At 73.9% G+C, this 19,223-nt stretch carries 16 protein-coding genes, 1 rRNA gene and 1 pseudogene; 14 read left to right on the top strand and 4 right to left on the bottom strand.

Going from position 1 to position 19,223, the window contains the following annotated elements:
- The 3 genes and pseudogenes from rrf to ACZ7LY_RS28910 all read left to right on the top strand — a co-directional run.
- Window positions 1-95: ribosomal RNA gene (gene rrf, locus ACZ7LY_RS28920) — 5S ribosomal RNA — on the top strand; the annotation flags it as partial.
- 128 nt (window positions 96-223) lie between these two features.
- A pseudogene (locus ACZ7LY_RS28915) lies at window positions 224-1,282 on the top strand (hypothetical protein); the annotation flags it as partial.
- 21 nt (window positions 1,283-1,303) lie between these two features.
- Complete coding sequence (locus ACZ7LY_RS28910; protein ID WP_471627684.1) at window positions 1,304-2,089, top strand: tetratricopeptide repeat protein; 786 nt, start codon at window positions 1,304-1,306, stop codon at window positions 2,087-2,089.
- Between the two features lie 73 nt (window positions 2,090-2,162).
- On the opposite strand, the gene ACZ7LY_RS28905 is transcribed toward ACZ7LY_RS28910, so the two are convergent.
- Window positions 2,163-3,434 carry a DUF1015 family protein gene (locus ACZ7LY_RS28905; RefSeq protein WP_471627677.1) on the bottom strand — a complete coding sequence of 424 codons (1,272 nt, stop codon included), beginning with the start codon at window positions 3,432-3,434 and terminating at the stop codon, window positions 2,163-2,165.
- Between the two features lie 72 nt (window positions 3,435-3,506).
- Between ACZ7LY_RS28905 and ACZ7LY_RS28900 the strand changes: the two genes are divergently transcribed.
- The 4 genes from ACZ7LY_RS28900 (at window position 3,507) to ACZ7LY_RS28885 (ending at window position 7,607) form a co-directional block, all read left to right on the top strand.
- Window positions 3,507-4,562, top strand: coding sequence for an HAD hydrolase-like protein (locus ACZ7LY_RS28900; protein WP_471627676.1), 1,056 nt, complete (start codon window positions 3,507-3,509; stop codon window positions 4,560-4,562).
- A gap of 98 nt (window positions 4,563-4,660) precedes the next feature.
- On the top strand, window positions 4,661-5,707 hold the full coding sequence (locus ACZ7LY_RS28895; protein ID WP_471627675.1) for a FecCD family ABC transporter permease: 1,047 nt from the start codon (window positions 4,661-4,663) through the stop codon (window positions 5,705-5,707).
- Window positions 5,704-6,738 carry a FecCD family ABC transporter permease gene (locus ACZ7LY_RS28890; RefSeq protein ID WP_471627674.1) on the top strand — a complete coding sequence of 345 codons (1,035 nt, stop codon included), beginning with the start codon at window positions 5,704-5,706 and terminating at the stop codon, window positions 6,736-6,738. Before ACZ7LY_RS28895 ends, ACZ7LY_RS28890 begins: the two co-directional genes overlap by 4 nt.
- Entirely contained in the window at window positions 6,735-7,607 is an 873-nt protein-coding gene (locus ACZ7LY_RS28885; protein WP_471627673.1) for an ABC transporter ATP-binding protein, read from the top strand. The genes ACZ7LY_RS28890 and ACZ7LY_RS28885 overlap by 4 nt, the downstream gene beginning before the upstream one ends.
- Here the strand turns inward: ACZ7LY_RS28885 and ACZ7LY_RS28880 are convergent.
- On the bottom strand, window positions 7,591-7,938 hold the full coding sequence (locus ACZ7LY_RS28880) for an alkyl sulfatase C-terminal domain-containing protein (protein ID WP_471627672.1): 348 nt from the start codon (window positions 7,936-7,938) through the stop codon (window positions 7,591-7,593). The two genes, ACZ7LY_RS28885 and ACZ7LY_RS28880, sit on opposite strands and share 17 nt — an antisense overlap.
- 42 nt (window positions 7,939-7,980) lie before the next feature.
- Here ACZ7LY_RS28880 and ACZ7LY_RS28875 point away from each other — a divergent pair, with 42 nt between their 5' ends.
- From ACZ7LY_RS28875 to ACZ7LY_RS28865, 3 genes are read left to right on the top strand one after another with little or no spacing between them, the layout of a single operon-like run.
- Window positions 7,981-8,274, top strand: a complete 294-nt coding sequence (locus ACZ7LY_RS28875; RefSeq protein ID WP_471627671.1) for a hypothetical protein — start codon at window positions 7,981-7,983, stop codon at window positions 8,272-8,274.
- Between the two features lie 7 nt (window positions 8,275-8,281).
- Entirely contained in the window at window positions 8,282-9,097 is an 816-nt protein-coding gene (locus tag ACZ7LY_RS28870; protein ID WP_471627670.1) for a TlyA family RNA methyltransferase, read from the top strand.
- Window positions 9,094-9,999, top strand: a complete 906-nt coding sequence (locus ACZ7LY_RS28865) for an NAD kinase (RefSeq protein ID WP_471627669.1) — start codon at window positions 9,094-9,096, stop codon at window positions 9,997-9,999. Before ACZ7LY_RS28870 ends, ACZ7LY_RS28865 begins: the two co-directional genes overlap by 4 nt.
- A gap of 47 nt (window positions 10,000-10,046) precedes the next feature.
- Here ACZ7LY_RS28865 and ACZ7LY_RS28860 read toward each other — a convergent pair whose 3' ends face one another.
- Complete coding sequence (locus ACZ7LY_RS28860; protein WP_471627668.1) at window positions 10,047-11,387, bottom strand: FtsX-like permease family protein; 1,341 nt, start codon at window positions 11,385-11,387, stop codon at window positions 10,047-10,049.
- A gap of 236 nt (window positions 11,388-11,623) precedes the next feature.
- Between ACZ7LY_RS28860 and recN the strand changes: the two genes are divergently transcribed.
- The 3 genes from recN (at window position 11,624) to ACZ7LY_RS28845 (ending at window position 15,551) form a co-directional block, all read left to right on the top strand.
- A complete protein-coding gene (gene recN / locus ACZ7LY_RS28855; RefSeq protein ID WP_471627683.1) occupies window positions 11,624-13,348 on the top strand; it encodes a DNA repair protein RecN in 1,725 nt (574 codons plus the stop codon).
- Between the two features lie 77 nt (window positions 13,349-13,425).
- Window positions 13,426-14,256: a hypothetical protein gene (locus ACZ7LY_RS28850; protein ID WP_471627667.1), complete on the top strand. Its 831-nt coding sequence runs from the start codon at window positions 13,426-13,428 to the stop codon at window positions 14,254-14,256.
- Window positions 14,257-14,423: 167 nt separating this feature from the next.
- Window positions 14,424-15,551: a glycosyltransferase family 4 protein gene (locus ACZ7LY_RS28845; protein WP_471627666.1), complete on the top strand. Its 1,128-nt coding sequence runs from the start codon at window positions 14,424-14,426 to the stop codon at window positions 15,549-15,551.
- A gap of 203 nt (window positions 15,552-15,754) precedes the next feature.
- On the opposite strand, the gene ACZ7LY_RS28840 is transcribed toward ACZ7LY_RS28845, so the two are convergent.
- Window positions 15,755-17,419: a PucR family transcriptional regulator gene (locus tag ACZ7LY_RS28840; RefSeq protein WP_471627665.1), complete on the bottom strand. Its 1,665-nt coding sequence runs from the start codon at window positions 17,417-17,419 to the stop codon at window positions 15,755-15,757.
- Window positions 17,420-17,641: 222 nt separating this feature from the next.
- Between ACZ7LY_RS28840 and ACZ7LY_RS28835 the strand changes: the two genes are divergently transcribed.
- The gene (locus tag ACZ7LY_RS28835) at window positions 17,642-19,171 is read left to right on the top strand and encodes an APC family permease (RefSeq protein ID WP_471627664.1); all 1,530 of its coding nucleotides are present in this window, start codon (window positions 17,642-17,644) and stop codon (window positions 19,169-19,171) included.
- Window positions 19,172-19,223 lie beyond the last annotated feature (52 nt).

Raw genomic sequence — 19,223 nt, 5'->3', positions numbered from 1 at the left:
AAACGCCCGGTTACATTTCGAACCCGGAAGCTAAGCCTCACAGCGCCGATGGTACTGCAGGGGGGACCCTGTGGGAGAGTAGGACGCCGCCGAACAATTCTTATGAGGACCCTTGGTCCCAGCGTTCAGCTGGGACCAAGGGTCCTTTTTTGTTTTGCTTCGAAGCGCGCCGGCTGATCGGCTGCGCGAGAATGACTGCGGTACCGAAGACAGGAGTCACCCCATGTCCACCAACTCTCCCGACGAGCGACCGGAGCGCGATCAGCGCCGCCGGGACAGTGGTGACCGCGGCGGATACCGCGGCAACAACGGTGGCGGCCCGCGCCGCGACGACAACCGTGGTGGCGGGTTCCGCCGTGACGACCGGCGTGATGACCGTCCCTCGTACGGCGATCGTGACCGGGACCGTGGGCCGCGTCGTGACGACAACCGTGGTGGTGGTTTCCGCCGCGACGACCGTCCCTCCTTCGGTGACCGTGACCGTGACCGCGATCGCGGGCCGCGCCGCGACGACAATCGCGGTGGTGGTTTCCGCCGCGATGACCGCCGCGATGACCGGCGGGACGACCGTCGTGACGACAACCGTGGTGGTGGTTTCCGCCGTGACGACCGGCGCGATGACCGTCCCTCGTACGGCGATCGTGACCGGGACCGTGGGCCGCGTCGTGACGACAACCGTGGTGGTGGCTTCCGCCGCGACGACCGTCCCTCCTTCGGTGACCGTGACCGCGATCGCGGGCCGCGCCGTGATGGTGACCGTCCGCCCTTCCGTCGTGACGACCGGCGCGATGACCGCCGTGATGACAACCGTGGCGGGGGTTTCCGCCGCGATGACCGGCGGGACGACCGTCGTGACGACAACCGTGGTGGCGGGTTCCGCCGTGACGACCGGCGCGATGACCGTCGTGACGACAACCGTGGTGGCGGGTTCCGCCGTGACGACCGGCGCGATGACCGTCCCTCGTACGGCGACCGTGACCGGGACCGTGGGCCCCGTCGTGATGGCGACCGTCCGCCCTTCCGTCGTGACGACCGCCGTGACGACCGCCGTGACGACCGCCGGGACGACCGGCGCGACGACAACCGGGGCGGTGGCTTCCGTGGCCGGGACGATCGGCGTGATGACCGTGGTGGGCGGCCCGGTGGGTTCCGGGGACGCGATGACCGTGGCGGGCGACCGGGCGGGTTCCGCGGGCGGGACGACCGTCGTGACGACCGGCGCGACGACCGCAGGGACGACCGGCGCGGCGGCGGTTACCGAGGGCGCGACGACCGCGACCGGGACCGTGAGCCGATCAAGCGGCTGCCGATCCCCGAGGACGTCTCCGGGTTCGAGCTGGACAAGGACGTACAGCAGGAGTTGCAGTCCCTGCCGAAGGGGCTCGCGGAGGACGTCGCCAAGAACCTGGTGATGGTCGCCCGGCTCATCGACGAGGACCCCGAGGGTGCCTACGGGTACTCGCGGGTCGCGCTCCGGCTCGCTTCGCGTGTCGCCGCCGTCCGGGAGGCCGCCGGTTTCGCCGCGTACGCCAACCAGAAGTTCTCCGAGGCGCTCGCCGAGTTCCGGGCCGCGCGGCGGATGACCGGGAACGTCGAGCTCTGGCCCGTCATGGCGGACTGCGAGCGCGGGCTCGGCCGGCCGGAGAAGGCCCTCGACATGGCCGGCGCGCCCGAGGTGCAGAAGCTGGACAAGTCCGGGCAGGTCGAGATGCGGCTCGTGGCCGCCGGCGCGCGACGTGACATGGGGCAGCTCGACGCCGCCATCGTGACGTTGCAGAGCCCCGAGCTGGCCTCCAACTCCGTACACCCGTGGACCGCGCGCCTGCGGTACGCGTACGCCGACGCGCTGCTGGCCGCCGGGCGCGAGGACGAGGCCCGCGAGTGGTTCGCCAAGGCCATCGAGTCCGACAAGGACGGCAGCACCGACGCCTCCGACCGGCTCGCCGAGCTGGACGGTGTCGAGTTCGTCGACGCGTTCGACGACAGCGACGATGAGGTCGGCGCCGAGGGGCACGACGTCAGCGACGGCGCCCGTGACGGTGACGACTCCGGCGTCGAGCGCGACGCTGCCGAGCGCGACGAGAAGTAGGCGGTCGCCGGAGACGGCATGACAAAGGGCGGGTTCCTTCGGGAACCCGCCCTTTGTCACGTTCGAGGGACGGTCAGTCCTCGGTCAGCGTGCGCAGGACCAGGCCGGACGCCGGCTTCGGGCCGAACGACGTCGACTTGCGGGGCATCGTCACGCCCTGGCGCGCCAGATCGCGGACGACCTCCTCGCGCACCGGGTGCATCAGGACCGCCGTACCGCCGTCGCGGCCGGCCTTCTCGACCGTCGCCGCCGGGTCGTGGATGTACGCGACATCGGCGGGGGAGTCGTCCGGGATGCCCCACACCTCCGCCAGCAGCGTCGCGTGCAGGACCGTCGCGTCCAGCCTGCGCCACGCGCGCGGGCGGTCCGCCGGGATCGTACGGTCCAGAAGCGCCGGGTCCGGGTGGTCGAGGAGATGGAAGGTGTCGCCGCCGGACAACAGGAACGCGTTGCCCTGTTCGGCCGCGCGCGCCAGCGCCTCCAGGGCCTGCGGCAGCGGGCCGCCGACCCCCCGTACACGGAAGAAGGGGGCGGCCGCCGCCAGGGCACGGTCGAGCGGGAGGCGGCTCAGGAGGCGGTGGATGGCGCGGACGCGCAGCGGATAGCGGGCCGTGTCGACCAGCAGGACCAGACCGAAGTCCCAGACCGTCGCCGCCGGGTGCTCGCCGCGCAGCCGCAGATACGTCGCCCAGCGGTGATGCCCGTCCGCGATGAGCGCCTGATGACCCGCGAGGTCGTCGCGGATACGGCGCTGCTCCGCCGGGTCGATGATCGCCCACAGGCGGTGGCTGAAGCCGTCCTCGGTCGTCGTCGACAGCAGCGGCGGGGCCGTGACCGTGCGCTCGATGACGGCGGTCGCGCCGCTCGCCGTGCCGTCGCCCCGGTAGGTGAGGAGAAGCGGCTCGAAGTTCGCCTCGGCCGTACGCATCAGCGCGGCACGGTCCGCGACCACATGGGGCATGACGTCCTCATGGGGGAGGACCACACCCTCGCTGGTGTCGGAGAGGCGCAGGGCACCGATCAAGCCGCGTTGAAGGAGATCGCCGTCGCGCTGCTCGTACACGTACAGGGCGGGTTCCGGGTCGGGGGCGAGGACGCCCTCGGCGAGCCAGCGGCGGAGCGTGTCGGCCGCCTGGTCGTTGCGCGAGCGGGGCGTCGTGGCCTGCGGCAGGATCAGGCGGACGATGTTGTGCGGGTCCGCGCTCTCCAGATGGAGCAGGCCGTCCGGGCGGACCACCACGTCGTACGGCGGGGAGGTCACTGCGGCGAGACTGCCGACGCGCTCGGGCACGTAGCGCACCCCGCGGAAGGGGCGCAGATCCAGGCCGTCACCTGCAGTGTTCATCCGTGCATCGTACGAGTGTCAGTGGCGTGGGGGATGATCGGGGGAGTGGGAGCGAAGGAAGGACGATACGGAATGAGCCAGAGTGCGAGCGGTGCGGCGGACGCGGGTGCGCGGCGGCGGCCCGGGGGCAGTGCGCGGGCGCTGAGCGAGGCGTACGACACGGCGCTGCTCGACCTGGACGGGGTGGTGTACGCGGGCGGGCAGGCCATCGCGCACGCCGTGGACTCGCTGGCGGCGGCGCGGGACGGCGGCATGGCCCTGGCGTACGTGACGAACAACGCGCTGCGTACGCCCGGCGCGGTCGCCGAGCACCTCACCGAGCTGGGCATACCGACGGGCGCGGGGGACGTCATCACGTCGGCGCAGGCCCTCGCGCGGCTCATCAGCGACGAGCTGCCCGAGGGGGCGCGGGTGCTGGTGATCGGCGGTGAGGGGCTGCGGGTCGCGCTGCGGGAGCGGGGGCTCGTGCCCGTCGATTCGGCGGACGACGAGCCGGCCGCCGTGGCGCAGGGGTACGGGGGGCCCGACATGGCGTGGGGGCGGTTCGCGGAGGCGTGCTACGCCATCGCGCGCGGAGTGCCGTGGTTCGCGTCGAACACGGACCTGACGATCCCGAGCGCGCGCGGCATCGCCCCGGGGAACGGCGCGGCGGTGGAGGTCGTCCGGATCGCGACGGGTGCGGAGCCCCGGGTCGCGGGCAAGCCGTTGCCGCCGATGCACCGGGAGACGATCCTGCGGACCGGGGCGCGGCGCCCGCTGGTTGTCGGGGACCGCCTGGACACGGACATCGAGGGCGCGATCAACGGGGGGGTCGACTCGATCCTCGTCCTCACCGGCGTCACCGACAGCGCCCAGCTGCTCGCGGCGCCGCCCGAGCACCGGCCGACGTACGTCGACGAGGACCTGCGCGGGCTGCTCACCGGGCAGCCGGAGGTGACGGAGGACGACAGCGCGTTCGGCTGCGGCGGCTGGCGGGCGCGGGCCGGGAAGGACGGCGGCCTGGAACTGGAGGGCGACGGCACCCCGATCGACGGGCTGCGCGCCCTGTGTGGGGCGGCGTGGAGCGCGGCCGGGGACGGGCGGTACGAGGGGGACACGGGGAAGGTGCTGGCGCGGCTGGGGTGGTGAGGCGCGGTGCCCGGTGGCGCGGTGCCCGGGTGGGCTGGAGGGGCTTGATCTGGGCCCAGGGCTGGGGTGAGGTTGGGAGGGTAGGCTAACCTAACCTCGTGTTGGTCGAGAGTCCTCCCCAGACCCGCGCGGAGACCGCTCCCGCGCCCCCTGCCCGCCGCACGGCGATCCGCGGCGCAGGGCTGTTCGCCGCGTTGCTCGTGCTGGGGGCGGTCGCCGTCGCCAGCATCGCCATCGGGGCGAAACCGCTCTCGCTCGACCAGGTGTGGCACGGCCTGTTCCACGACACCGGGACCTACGCCGACATCGTCGTCGGCGAGCGCGTCGCGCGGACCCTGCTCGGGGTGATCGCCGGCCTCGCCCTCGGGCTCGCGGGCGCGGTGCTCCAGGCGCTGACCCGCAATCCGCTGGCCGACCCCGGCATCCTCGGCATCAACATGGGCGCGTCCGCCGCCGTCGTCACCGGCATCAGCTTCTTCGGCGTGACTTCGCTCAGCGGCTACGTCTGGTTCGCCTTCGCGGGCGCCGCGGCCGTCGGCGTACTCGTCTACGTGCTCGGCGGCACCCGCAACGCGACACCGGTACGGCTCGCCCTCGCCGGTACCGCCGTCACCGCCGCGCTCTCCGGCTATCTGTACGCCGTGATGATCACCGACGACGTGGCGCTCAACCGGATGCGGTTCTGGCAGGTCGGCTCGCTGGTGTCGGCGCGGATGGGCACGATCGAGCAGGTGCTGCCGTTCATCGCGGTCGGCGCCGTCCTCGCGCTCGCCCTCGCCCGCCCCCTCAACGCGATGGCGATGGGCGACGACACCGCCCGCGCCCTCGGCGCCCACCTCGGCCGGACCCGCGCCCTGAGCATGCTCGCCGCGACGCTGCTGTGCGGCGCCGCGACCGCCGCGTGCGGGCCCATCGCGTTCGTCGGCCTGATGGTGCCGCACGTCGTGCGCTCCTTCACCGGCCCCGACAACCGCTGGATCCTGCCCTACGCCGCGCTCCTTTCGCCGGTGCTGCTGCTCGGCGCCGACGTCGTCGGCCGGGTCGTCGCCCGGCCCGCCGAACTCCAGGTCGGCATCGTCACCGCCGTCATCGGGGCGCCGGTCTTCATCCTTCTCGTACGACGCCGGAGGCTGGCCCAGCTGTGAAGACCACCAAGGCGGTCCGCGCCGGCGGACTCTCCCTGCGCCTCGACACCCGGGCCGTCCTCGTCCTGGCCGCGCTGGTCGTGGTCACGCTCGCCGCGGCCGTCGTCCTCATCGGCACCGGCGACTTCCCGATCCCCGCGCTCGACGTGCTGCGCACCCTGGCCGGGCACGGCGACCCCGGGCAGGAGTTCATCATCAACGACCTGCGGCTTCCGCGCGCCCTGGTCGCCCTGCTGGTCGGCGGGGCGCTCGGCCTGTCCGGCGCGCTGTTCCAGTCGATCTCCCGCAACCCGCTCGGCAGCCCCGACGTGCTCGGCCTCGGCCAGGGCTCGACCGCGGGCGCCCTCGTCATGATCGTGATCTTCGGCGGGAGCGCCACGCAGGTCGCGTTCGGCGCGCTGGTCGGCGGGCTCGTGACCGGGCTCGCCATCTACGTCCTCGCGTGGAAGCGGGGCGTGCACGGCTACCGGCTCGTCCTCGTCGGCATCGGCGTCTCCGCGTTCATGACCGCCGTCAACGGCTATCTGCTGACCAAGGCCGACTTCGTGGACGCCGCCCGCGCCACCGTGTGGATGACCGGCTCGCTCGACGGGCGGGACTGGACGCAGGTGTGGCCGCTGCTCGTCATGTTCGCCGTGCTCGTGCCGTGCGTCGCCGTGTACGGGCGGCCGCTGCGGATGCTGGAGATGGGCGACGACGCGGCCGGCGGGCTCGGCGTGCCCGTCGAACGGACCCGGATGGTGCTGCTCGCGGCGTCCGTGCTGCTGACCTCCGCCGCCACCGCCGCGGCGGGACCGGTGACCTTCGTGGCGCTGACCGCCCCGCAGATCGCCCGCCGCCTCACCCGCTCGCCGGGCCCCAACCTGCTCGCCGCGACCTGGCTCGGCGCGACGCTGCTCATCGTCGCCGACCTGGCCTCGCAGCGGGCGTTCGGCCCCGACCAGCTGCCCGTCGGCGTGGTCACCGGCGTCGTCGGCGGCGTCTATCTGCTGTGGCTGCTCGTCACCGAGCGCAAGGCGGGCCGGATATGACCGCGCCCCGCCGCCCCGGCCCTCGTACGAACCAAAGGAGCACCGCTGTGAACAGGCTGATCGCCGACGATGTGACGCTCGGCTACGACCAGCGGGTCATCGCGGAGAAGCTGTCCGTCGAGATCCCCGACCAGTCCTTCACGGTCATCGTCGGCCCCAACGCCTGCGGCAAGTCGACCCTCCTGCGGGCCCTGTCGCGGATGCTCAAGCCGAGCGCGGGCCGCGTCCTCCTCGACGGCTCGGCGATCCAGTCGATGCCCGCGAAGAAGGTGGCGAAGACGCTCGGGCTGCTGCCGCAGTCCTCGGTCGCGCCCGACGGCATCACGGTCGCCGACCTCGTCGCCCGGGGCCGCTACCCGCACCAGGGCCTGCTGCGCCAGTGGTCGCCGCAGGACGAGCAGGTCGTACGGGAGTCCATGGCGGCCACCGGCGTCGCGGAACTCGGCGAGCGGTACGTCGACGAACTCTCCGGCGGCCAGCGCCAGCGGGTGTGGATCGCCATGGCGCTCGCCCAGCAGACGCCGCTGCTGCTGCTCGACGAGCCGACCACCTACCTCGACATCCAGCACCAGATCGACGTCCTCGACCTGTGCGCCGAACTCCACGAGGAGCAGGGCCGTACGCTCGTCGCCGTGCTGCACGACCTCAACCACGCGGCCCGCTACGCCACCCATCTGATCGCGCTGCGCGACGGCCGGGTGATCGCGGAGGGCGCGCCGAAGGACATCGTGACCGCCGACCTCGTCGAGCGGGTGTTCGGCATGAAGTGCCAGGTCATCGAGGACCCGGAGACGGGCACTCCGCTGGTGGTGCCGGCGGCGCGCAAGGCGCGCGGGCGGGCTCCCCAGGTGGCTACAGCAGCGTCCTGAGGCGCAGCAGGTCCCGCAGCGAGGCTTCGAGCCGCACCCGGCCCGAGGCCCACGCGCGGGCGAAGTCCAGCTCGCCCGCGACCAGCGCCACCAGGTCGTCGCCCGTCATCGACAGGCGGATCTGCGCCTTCTCTGCGGGCGGTCCGGGGCGTGTGTCGAGCACGTCGATCCGGCCGTCGCGCAAGCGGCCGGAGAAGGTCACGTCCAGGTCCGTGACGTGGCAGCTCAGCGAGCGGTCGAGGACGGCGGCCGCCCGTACGTCGCCGCCGGCGCCCGCGAGGGTGTCCGAGAGTCTGTCGAGTGCCGCCCGGCACTGGTCGATCGTGGCCATCATGATCGACGGTACACCGGCCGTACGCGGTAGCGTCGGGGCATGAGCGACACTCCCGCGGAAGCGCCCGGCCTGCCGGGCGGCCCGGAACCGGACCAGCAGGGCGCGGCGGCACCCTCGTACGAGCCCGCCGCACCCGCCCCGCTCGGCGTCGAGCGCGTCCCCACCGGGCACCCCGGCGTCGACGCGCACCTGGAGCGGCTGGGCGACGTGGACCACCTCGCGGCGGACGGCCATCTCGAGGTGTACGAGGATGTACACCAGGGGCTGCGTGGTGCGCTGACCGCGCTCGACGCCGCGCCCCAGCCGCCGTCCCCGTATGAGCACAGGAGCTGAACCGACCGTGGCAGGTGTGGCACGTCGCCGCCTCGACGCCGAACTCGTCCGCCGCAAGCTGGCCCGCTCGCGCGAGCACGCCAGCCAGTTGATCGCCGCGGGCCGGGTCTCCGTCGGCAAGACCGTCGCTACCAAACCGGCGACTCAGGTGGAGACGGCCGCCGCCATCGTCGTCACCTCGGACGACAGCGACCCCGACTACGTCTCGCGCGGCGGGCACAAGCTCGCGGGCGCGCTCGCCGCGTTCGTCCCCGAGGGGCTGGTCGTGGAGGGCCGCCGGGCGCTCGACGCGGGCGCCTCCACGGGCGGTTTCACCGATGTGCTGCTGCGGGCCGGTGTCGCGCACGTCGTCGCCGTCGACGTGGGGTACGGACAGCTCGCCTGGTCGTTGCAGAGCGATGAGCGCGTCACCGTCAAGGACCGTACGAACGTACGCGAGTTGACGCTCGACGCGATCGACGGGATTCCCGTGGACATCGTGGTGGGCGACCTGTCGTTCATCCCGCTCGGCCTGGTGCTGCCCGCCCTGGTGCGGTGCGCCGCGCCGGACGCGGACCTCGTGCTGATGGTCAAGCCGCAGTTCGAGGTCGGCAAGGAGCGGCTCGGCAGCGGCGGTGTCGTACGCAGCCCGGAACTGCGGGCGCAGGCCGTGCGCGGGGTCGCCGAGCAGGCCGCGAAGCTGGGGCTCGGGGTGCGGGGCGTCACGGCGAGCCCGCTGCCGGGGCCCTCGGGGAACGTCGAGTACTTTCTGTGGCTGCGTGCCGGGGCGCCCGACCTCGACCCGGCCGACGTCGATCGCGCAGTGGCGGAGGGGCCGCGTTGAACCGGACCACGACTCGTACCGTTTTCCTCCTCGCGCACACCGGACGGCCCGCCGCCGTCCGCAGTGCCGAACTCGTCGTCCAGGGGCTGCTCAGGAGCGGTCTCGGGGTACGGGTCCTGGAGGCCGAGGCGTCGGACCTGCCGCTGCCCGACACGGTGGAGCTGGTCAAGGAGGCGACGCAGGAGAGCCTCGACGGGTGCGAGCTGCTGATCGTCCTCGGCGGTGACGGCACGCTGTTGCGCGGCGCGGAGTTCGCGCGGGCGTCCGGTGTGCCGATGCTCGGCGTCAACCTCGGCCGGGTCGGCTTCCTCGCGGAGGCCGAGCGCGACGACCTCGACAAGGTCGTCGACCGGGTCGTCTCCCGGGAGTACCAGGTCGAGGAGCGCATGACGATCGACGTCCTCGTCCACCACAACGGCGACGTCGTGCACCGGGACTGGGCGCTCAACGAGGCCGCCGTCCAGAAGACCGAGCCCGAGCGGATGCTGGAGGTCGTCTTGGAGATCGACGGCCGGCCGGTCACCGGGTTCGGCTGCGACGGCATCGTGTGCGCGACGCCGACCGGTTCGACGGCGTACGCGTTCTCGGCGGGCGGGCCCGTGGTGTGGCCGGAGGTCGAGGCGCTGCTGATGGTGCCGATCAGCGCGCACGCCCTGTTCGCCAAGCCGCTGGTGACCTCGCCGAACTCGGTGCTCGCGGTCGAGGTGCAGCAGCACACCCCGCACGGGGTGCTCTGGTGCGACGGGCGGCGGACCGTGGAACTGCCCGCCGGGGCCCGGGTCGAGGTGCGGCGCGGGGCGGTGCCGGTGCGGCTCGCGCGGCTGCATCAGGCGGTGTTCACGGACCGGCTCGTCGCCAAGTTCGCCCTGCCGGTCGCGGGGTGGCGGGGGGCGCCGCACTAGGGGCGGCTCGTATCGGCTCGTATCGGCTCGTTTCGGCGGGCGGGCGGTTACAGCGTGTGGATCGGTCGGCCTCTGAGTGCCGCGTGGACCGGCGCCCCCGTCGACGTCGTCGTCAGCAGCAGGACCCCGAGGGCGAGGGCCGTCGCCGCCGTCCACGGCACGTACGGCAGCGGCGAGCCGAAGGTCGCCGCCAGCATCGGGGCCAGCGTCGCCAGGGCGATCAGCGTGCCCAGGAGCAGCGCGGTGCCCGCCACCACCAGCGCCTCCCAGAACGCCATGGCCCGTACCTGACCGCGCTGCGAGCCGATCACGCGCAGCAGCGCCAGATCGCGGCGGCGCTCCAGGGAGATCATCGCCAGGGTGTTGGCGGAGGCTATGGCGGCGAAGCCCGCGTACAGGCCCGTACCCATGTAGTCGAGCCACACCTCGCCGGGGCTGCCTGCCGAGCCCGTCACATGCGCGGCCGTCGTGTGCACGGCGATCTTCGTGACGCCGAACCCTACGACCAGGACGAGCGGGACGACGGCGGCGCCGAAGCGGCGCGGCTGCGAGCGCACGTTCAGCATGGCGAGCCGGGCGCTCGGACCGAACCGGCGGGCCGGCGCCGACACCAGCCACGCGGCAGGCCCGATCAGCCGGGGCCCCAGCAGCCCCACGCCGGCGCAGAACAGGATGAGGACGAGGAACGCCCCCTGGTTCGCCTCGTCCGGCGCCTGCCGTGACAGCAGCACGGACAGGAACGCGCCCGCCGCCACCGCGAGCACCCCGAGCGCCCCCCGCGGCAGGCCCAGCGAGCGGCGGCCAGCCTGGGCCTCGGCGAGCGCCCGCGCCGGACGCAGCAGCGAGAACCGCAGCGAGGCGAGCAGCGCGGCCAGCGTCGAGGTGACGACGGCGACCGCCACGCACACCGGCAGCGCCAGCCACGAGAACGCGAACGGCACGCCCGCCGGGACCAGCCCGTGCGCGACCATGCCGGAGAACCAGACCCGCGCGAGGACGGCCCCCGCCGCACAGCCCAGGACCGCCGCCGGGACCGACGCCGCGAGCGCCTGGACGACGACCGCGCGGCGCACCTGCCGGGGCCGGGCGCCGATCGCGCGGACCAGCGCCAGCTCCCGGTGCTGCTGCGCGACGGCCGTGCCCAGGGTGGCCGCCACCACGAAAATCGACATGTAGACCGAACCGATGAGCAGGACGACGGCCATGTCGCCGACGCCGTTCGCCGCCATCGCCCGCCGCGCCGCCGCGGGTACGCCGGACGCGCCCGTCGCCGTCAGGACCGTCGTCGACGCGCTCACCACGGTCGCCGCGAACAGCGCGGCCACGGCGGTGCCCGCGAACGCCGGACGATGGGCCGTCAGCGCCGCCCGCGCCAGTGCCGTACTCATACGGCAAGGCTCCCCGCCCCGGGCGCGCGCGGCCATGGGGCGGCCCCCAGGCGCGTACGGGGGACAACCCCCGTACGCCCGGCCGCCCGCGCGCACCCTGGCGCGCGCACACCCACTCGCGCGGGTGACAGGCCGGTGAAGAACGGCCCGCGTCACCTGCCGATTCCGTGCAGGCGGGCAGGGTCCGTCGCACAGGCGGCCCCGGACCTCGTAAGGTCGTGTCCGTGTTGGAGGAGATGCGGATACGGTCGCTCGGAGTCATCGACGACGCGGTGGTCGAGCTGTCGCCCGGATTCACGGCGGTGACCGGCGAGACGGGCGCGGGCAAGACGATGGTCGTCACGAGCCTCGGGCTGCTGCTCGGCGGCCGCGCCGACCCGGCGCTCGTCAGGATCGGCGCGAAGAACGCCGTGGTCGAGGGGCGCGTCGCCGTGCCCGCGGGCTCGTCGGCGCTGGCCAGGGCCGAGGAGGCGGGAGCCGAGCTGGACGACGGTGCGCTGCTCGTCAGCCGTACCGTCTCCGCCGAAGGGCGCTCACGGGCGCACTTGGGTGGGCGGTCCGTGCCCGTCGGGGTGCTCGCCGAACTCGCCGACGACCTCGTCGCCGTGCACGGCCAGACCGACCAGCAGGGCCTGCTCAAGCTCGGCCGGCAGCGCCAGGCGCTCGACCGGTACGCGGGCGACGCCGTCGCCAAGCCGCTCGCCAAGTACACGACCGTGTACCGGCGCCTCAAGGCGGTCGGCGCCGAACTGGAGGAGATCACCACCCGCGCCCGCGAGCGGGCCCAGGAGGCGGATCTGCTGCGCTTCGGGCTCGACGAGATCGCCGCCGTCGAGCCGCGCCCCGGCGAGGACGTCGAACTCGCGGAGGAGGCGTCCCGGCTCGGGCACGCCGAAGCGCTCGCCTCCGCCGCCTCCGTCGCCCACGCGGCCCTCGCCGGCAACCCCGAGGACCCCGAGGGCGTCGACGCGACCACGCTCGTGGGCGGGGCCGCCCGGGCGCTGGAGGCGGTCCGCTCGCACGACGCCGCGCTCGGCGCCCTCGCGGAGCGGGTCGGCGAGGTGCAGATCCTGCTCACCGACGTCGCCGCCGAACTCGCCGGGTACGCCGACGACCTGGACGCCGACCCGCTGCGGCTCGCCGCCGTCGAGGAACGGCGCGCCGCGCTGACCGCGCTCACCCGTAAGTACGGCGAGGACGTCACCGGCGTGCTCGCCTGGGCCGAACAGAGCGCGGCCCGGCTGCTCGAACTCGACGGCGACGACGGCCGCATCGAGGAACTGACCGCCGAGCGGGACGCGCTGCGTGCCGAACTCGGGGCGCTCGCCCAGGAGTTGACCGACGCGCGGGTCGAGGCCGCCTCCCGGTTCGCCGCCGCCGTCACCGAGGAACTGGCCTCGCTCGCCATGCCGCACGCCCGGGTCTCCTTCGACATCCGGCAGACCGAGACGGACGCCCCCGACGGTGTCGAGGTCGGCGGTCGGCAGGTGGCCTGCGGGCCCAGCGGCGTGGACGAGGTCGAACTGCTGCTCGCCCCGCACCCCGGCGCGCCCCCGCGGCCCATCGCCAAGGGCGCCTCCGGCGGTGAACTCTCCCGCGTGATGCTCGCCGTCGAGGTCGTCTTCGCGGGCACCGACCCCGTGCCGACCTACTTGTTCGACGAGGTGGACGCGGGCGTCGGCGGCAAGGCGGCCGTCGAGATCGGCCGGCGCCTCGCCAAGCTCGCCCGCACCGCGCAGGTCGTGGTCGTCACGCATCTGCCCCAGGTGGCCGCGTTCGCCGACCGGCAGCTCCTCGTGGAGAAGACCAACGACGGTTCCGTCACCCGCTCCGGTGTCACCGTCCTCGAAGGCGAGGACCGCGTACGGGAGTTGTCCCGCATGCTCGCCGGTCAGGAGGACTCCGAGACGGCGCGGGCGCACGCCGAGGAGCTGCTCGCCGCGGCCAGGGCGGACGCCTGAGCGGGTCTGGGTCGGCCTGAGGGGGGCGGGGGTTCCGGCGGACGGGGGTTCCGGGCGCAGCGCCTACCCTGGCCCGCATGACTGACCTCGTACGTCGTGCCGCCCCGGGCGGTGGCGCGGGCCCCGCACGTTGCGCCGGGGCCGCCCTGCTCGCCGCCGGCGTCACCGGCACCGCCCGTACGCTCCTGCGCCGCGCGCTGCCCGGCGGCCCCGCCCTCTGGCAGCGGCGCAACCACGCCGGACGCACCGTCGACCTGTGCGCCGGGCCCGCCGTCACCCTCGGCGCCGCCGCGGGTGCGCTCGCCCTGCCGCCCCGCGACCGGACGGCCACACTGGTCGCCACGCTCGCCGCCGGGGCGTGCGGCGCCTGGGACGACGTGGCCGGTGCCGACGATCCCCGGCGCGGCTTCCGCGCCCACCTCGGGGCGCTGCGTCACGGCGAAGTCACCAGCGGGGCCGTCAAGTTGTTCGGCGTCGGCGCCGCCGGGCTGCTCGCGGGGGCGCTGCTCAAGGAACGCGCCGCCGACCGGCTGCTCGCGGCGGTCGTCGTCGCGGGCGCCGCGCACGCCGTCAACCTCGTCGACGTACGCCCGGGCCGCGCCGCCACCGCCGTCCTCGTGCTCGGCGCCCCGGGACTCGTGCGTGGGCCGCAGGTCGCCGTGCCGCTGGCCGCAGCCGCCGTCCAGCTCCCCGACGACCTCGCCGAGCGCGGCATGCTCGGCGACTGCGGGGCGCACGCCCTCGGCGCGGCGCTCGGCACCGCCGTCGTCGTCGCCTCCAACGGGCGCGCCGGACTCGCCGCCCACGCCGCCGCCCTCGTCACCGCGGCCGTCCTCGGGGACCGGGTCAGCGCGCTCGCCCGGGGGCGCGGGCACATCAGCGGGGAGGAGTTCACCTCACCCGTGTGAGTGATCCGGTGCGTCGTGTTGCCCGGACGCGCCCGGTGGGAGACGGTGACGCGTGCCGTAACGCCCGTACGGGCTGGCATCCTTGGCCCCGCACCACCCGACCGGCGCGGCCGCACCCCCGTACGACCCGCCCCTCCCGTTCCTCGAACTGTCAGGAGCCCGCCCGCGTGACCCAGGGGAGCAGCCCATCCGCCCACGGACAGTCACCGCTGCGCACCGTGCAGGTCCTCGGTGGGGGCAGCGCGGGCAGCAGCGCCCATGTGCGGTCGCTGGCCGCCGGGTTGGTGGCGCGGGGCGTCCGTGTCACCGTGTGCGCGCCCGGCGAGGCGGAGCGCGTGTACGGGTTCGCCGCCGCCGGTGCCCGGCATCTGCCCGTGCCCCGCAGCAGCGATCCGGCGGCCGTCGCCGCGCTCCGCGCCGCCTGCGCCGACGCCGACCTCGTCCACGCCCACGGGCTGCACGCCGCGCTGCGCGCCACCCTCGCGCTCAGCGGGCGGCGCGTCCCGCTCGTCGTCACCTGGCACACCCGCCCGTACGCCGAAGGGGCCCGCGCGCCCGTGCGGCGGCTCCTTGAGCGGCGGGTGGCCCGCGCCGCGTCCGTCGTCCTCGGCACCTCGTCCGACCTCGTCGACCGGGCCCGCGCCCGGGGTGCCCGCGACGCGCGGCTCGCCGCCGTCTCCTTCCCGCCGCCGCGCCGGCCCGAGCCCGCCGACGAGGCCGAGCGCGTCCGCAGCAAGACGCGGGCCGAACTCGGCGCGGTCGACCGGCCGTTGCTGATGGCCGTCGGCAGCCTGGAGCGCTACCGGGGGTACGACGTGCTGCTCGACGCCGCCCGCGCCTGGCTCGACCTCGACCCCGTGCCGTTGCTCGTCATCGCGGGGGAGGGGCCGCAGCGGGGGGCGTTGCGGCGGCGGATCGACGCGGAGGGGCTCGCGGTGCGGCTCGTGGGGCGCCGGGATGACGTCGCCGAACTTCTGTACGCCGCTGACCTCGTCGTGCTGCCGAGCAGTGGGGAGTCCCGGCCGTTGCTCGCGCAGGAGGCGTTGCACGCGGGGGTGCCGCTGGTGGCTACCGCCACGGGGGGCATTCCTGAACTCGTCGGTGACGGGGGTGTGTTGGTGCCTTACGGGGACGCGGGGGCCCTGGCGGGGGCGGTGACCCGGTTGTTGGGGGATGCTGGGCTGCGGGCCGAGGTGGTGGCGGCGGGGGCCTTGCAGGCGGCGGGGTGGCCTTCGGAGGATGAGACTGTGGCGCAAGTTCTCAGCGTGTATGACGAGTTGACCGGGGTGGGGTGAACCGGCGCGGTTCCGTTCGCGGGGTTTTCTTTCGGGTGCGGTGTCGCGTGCGGTGTCGGGTGCGGGGTTCGTCGTGGCTGGTCGCGCAGTTCCCCGCGCCCCTTTCGGGGCGCATCTGTGCGTGGTCCTCTTTCGGTGGGTGGGGGCTGGGCGCGCAGTTCCCCGCGCCCCTGGCGGGGCGCTGTCTTCGGGGGTTTCTTCGGTCAGGGGACGTGGCGGCGGGCTCTTAGGGCCAGGCTCAGGGCCAGGACCGTCTGGGGGTCGTCCAGGTCCGTGCCGAGGAGTTCTCCTATGCGCGCCAGGCGGTTGTAGAGCGTCTGCCGGTTCAGGTGCAGCTCGCGTGCCGTCTCCGCCTTGCGGCCCGCGTGCGCCAGATACGTCTGGAGCGTCGGCAGCAGCGGCGGCTTCGACCGCTTGTCGTGCTCCCGCAGCGGGCCGATCGCCCGCTCCACGAACGCCGCCAGGTCCGGATGGTCCCGCAGCCGCCACAGCAGCAGGTCGATGTCCAGGCGCCGCGCGTCGAACCACGGCCGGTCCTCCAGGCCCTGCGCCGCCGCCGCCGTCTCCGCCGCGTGCCGCAGCCCCGCCGCGGCCGCCGCCCAGCCGCCCGCGCCGCCCACCACGACCACGGGCGGCTGCGCCCCCGCCCGCTGCATCCCGGCCCGTTCGACCCCGGCCCGCAGCGCGGCGGCGACCCGGTCCGCGACCGCCGTACGCTCCGACTCCGTACGCAGCCCCAGCAGCAGCGGCACCCGCCCCTCCACCGGCCGCACCCCGAGCAGCACCGGCACGCCCACCGACGCCAGCTCCTCCGACACCGCCCGCGCCAGCACCGCCCAGCCGCCGCCCGGCGACAGCCCCACCGCCCCGATGGACGCCTCCGCCAGCCGCATCACCACCGGCAGCAGCGGTCCCCGTACGGCCGGACGGAAGCCGAGGACGCGGGCCTGCGCCGGGGCGTCGTCGGGAGTGATCCGGCCCTCCGCCAGATCGGTCAGGAAGTCGCCGCGCCCGCGTGCCGCCAGCTCCTCCTCCTGGCGGGCCTGCATCAGGACCACGGCGAGCGAGGCGGCGGCCCGTTCGGCGGCGATCCGGTGCACCGGCGCCAGTGTGCCCGACACCGGCAGCAGCACCAGACGCGCCCGCACCGAACCGGTGCCGGGGCCGCCGCCGGGCACGTCGACGAGGACGGCGCCGCCGGGCGGTTCGTCCTTGTGCGTGCCGCGCATGCCCTCCCACACCTGGAGCGGGTCCGCGACATCGGCCTCCACCCCGGCCGCGTACAGCAGCTGCCCGTCGACCGTCTCCAGGAAGACCGGGTTGCCGCTGAACTCGGCGAGGATGCGCAGCACCTGCGGCACCCCACCGCCGCCCAGCAGGGCGTTCGTGCAGCGCCTGTGGACCTCCTCGGCACGCTGGAGCAGGGCGTAGTGCCCGTTGACGATCTCGGTGTGGATCTCCTCGGTCACCGTCACGAACGGCACCTCGCGGTGAAGCTGCACCAGCGGCAGCCCGGCCGTACGCGCCGTCTCCACCAGCGCCGACGGCAGCCGGGAGAAGCGCTGGCCCAGCTCGATGACCAGGGCCGCGATGCCGCGCTCGGCGAGCTTGCGCACGAACGCCCGCTGCTCGGCGGGGCGGGTGCCGATGCCGTACCCCGTGGTCAGCAGCAGTTCGCCGCCCTTGAGCAGCGACGCGATGTTCGGCACCTCGCCGGCGTGCACCCAGCGCACGATCCGCTGCAACCGCTCCCCGCCCGCGACGACCTCGGGCAGCCCGCTGCGCAGCCCGGGCAGTTCGAGAGCCCGCTGCACGGTGATGCCGCCGGGACTGCCGGGGGAGGTGTACGCGGAGGAGGTGCTGTCCATGCAGCGGACGCTACCGGCGCGCGGGTTGCGGGAACATCTCCGGCCGGTCAAGAGCGGTCCCGGCACCCCCGGTCACGCGACAACTCGTCGTGCCGGGGCGGAAATTGCACGACCTGCTGTCGGTTGTGGCGTACGTCACTGCGTCACCACACTGACGTATCCGAACGCACTCCCCATGTTGATCTACGGATTTCGCAGCGGCAGCCCCAGAGAGGGACGTAAATGCCAGAAACAGTGGAGAACAGCGCAAGCGGCACCACCCCCGGACCGCCCCCGGTGCAACGCCTGAAAGCCAACTCGGTCGGGCTGCTCGGCGTGGTCTTCATGGCCGTCGCCACGGCCGCCCCGATCACCGCGATGACCGGCAACCTGCCCATCGCGGTCGGCTTCGGCAACGGTGTCGGCGCGCCCGCCGGTTATCTCTTCGCCACGCTCGTCCTGACGGTGTTCTCCGTCGGCTACGTCGCCATGGCCAAGCGCATCACGGCCGCCGGCGCCTTCTACGGGTACATCTCGCACGGCCTCGGCCGCATCGCCGGTCTCGCGTCCGGCATGCTCGCCGTCCTCGCGTACGTCGTCTTCGAGGCGTCGATCGTCGGCGTCTTCTCGTACTTCGCCAAGACCACCGTCCACGACCAGCTCGGCGCGGACATCCCGTGGGTCGTCTACGCGGCGGCCATGCTCGCGGTGACCGCCGTGCTCTCGTACTTCGACATCAACCTCACCGCGAAGGCGCTCGGCGTCATGCTCGTCGCCGAGATCGCCGTCCTGTTCGCGGTGGCGACGGCGGTCCTCATCCACGGCGGCGGCCCCGACGGCATCCCGCTGGAGCCGGTCAACCCGAAGAACGCCTTCACCGGTACCTCCGCGGGACTCGGCCTGTTCTTCGCGTTCTGGTCATGGGTCGGCTTCGAGTCGACGGCGATGTACGGCGAGGAGTCCCGCGACCCCAAGCGCGTCATTCCGAAGGCGACCCTGATCTCCGTGGTCGGCGTCGGCCTCTTCTACATCTACGTGTCCTGGATGACGATCGCCGGGAACGGCCTGTCCGGCGCGGTGAAGGTCTCCTCCGGCGCCGGCCCCCTCGACCTGTTCTTCGACCCGGCGAAGACCTTCATCGGCGCGTGGGCCGTCGACGCGTTCCAGTGGCTCCTGATCACCGGCTCGTTCGCCTGCGGCATGGCCTTCCACCAGTGCGCCTCGCGGTACCTGTACGCGATCGGGCGCGAGGGCTTCCTCCACCCCGGCCTCGGCCGCACCCACACGAAGCACGGCTCGCCGTACATCGCCTCGTACGTCCAGTCGGTCATCGCGGTCGCCATCGTGGCCGCCTTCTGGCTCACCGGGCAGGACCCGTACATCCATCTGTACACGCTGCTCGCCATCCTCGGCACGATGGCGATCCTCATCGTGCAGACGCTGTGCTCCTTCGCGGTGATCGGCTACTTCCGCCATCACCACCCCGAGGACCGGCACTGGTTCACAACGCTCGTCGCCCCGCTGCTCGGCGGCATCGGGATGATCGCCGTGGTGGTGCTGCTCGTCCTGAACATGGGCACGGCGGCGGGCACGGCCGCCGACTCCCTCTTCTTCAAGTCGATCCCGTGGATCGTCGGGCTCGTCTTCTTCGGCGGCCTCGGCCTCGGCTGGTACCTCAAGGCCCGCCGCCCGCACCGCTACGAGGTGATCGGCCGCATCGTCCTGGAGGACGCGGCCGAACGCGAGGAGGAGCCCACCCCCGCGACCGTCTGACCCGCACGCGAAGCGGCGCGTCCCGAGGGGAACGCGCCGCTTTCCATACGGT

The sequence above is a fragment of the Streptomyces sp. NPDC107550 genome, from assembly GCF_055639095.1.
This window is presented reverse-complemented; position numbering and strand designations above follow the sequence as displayed.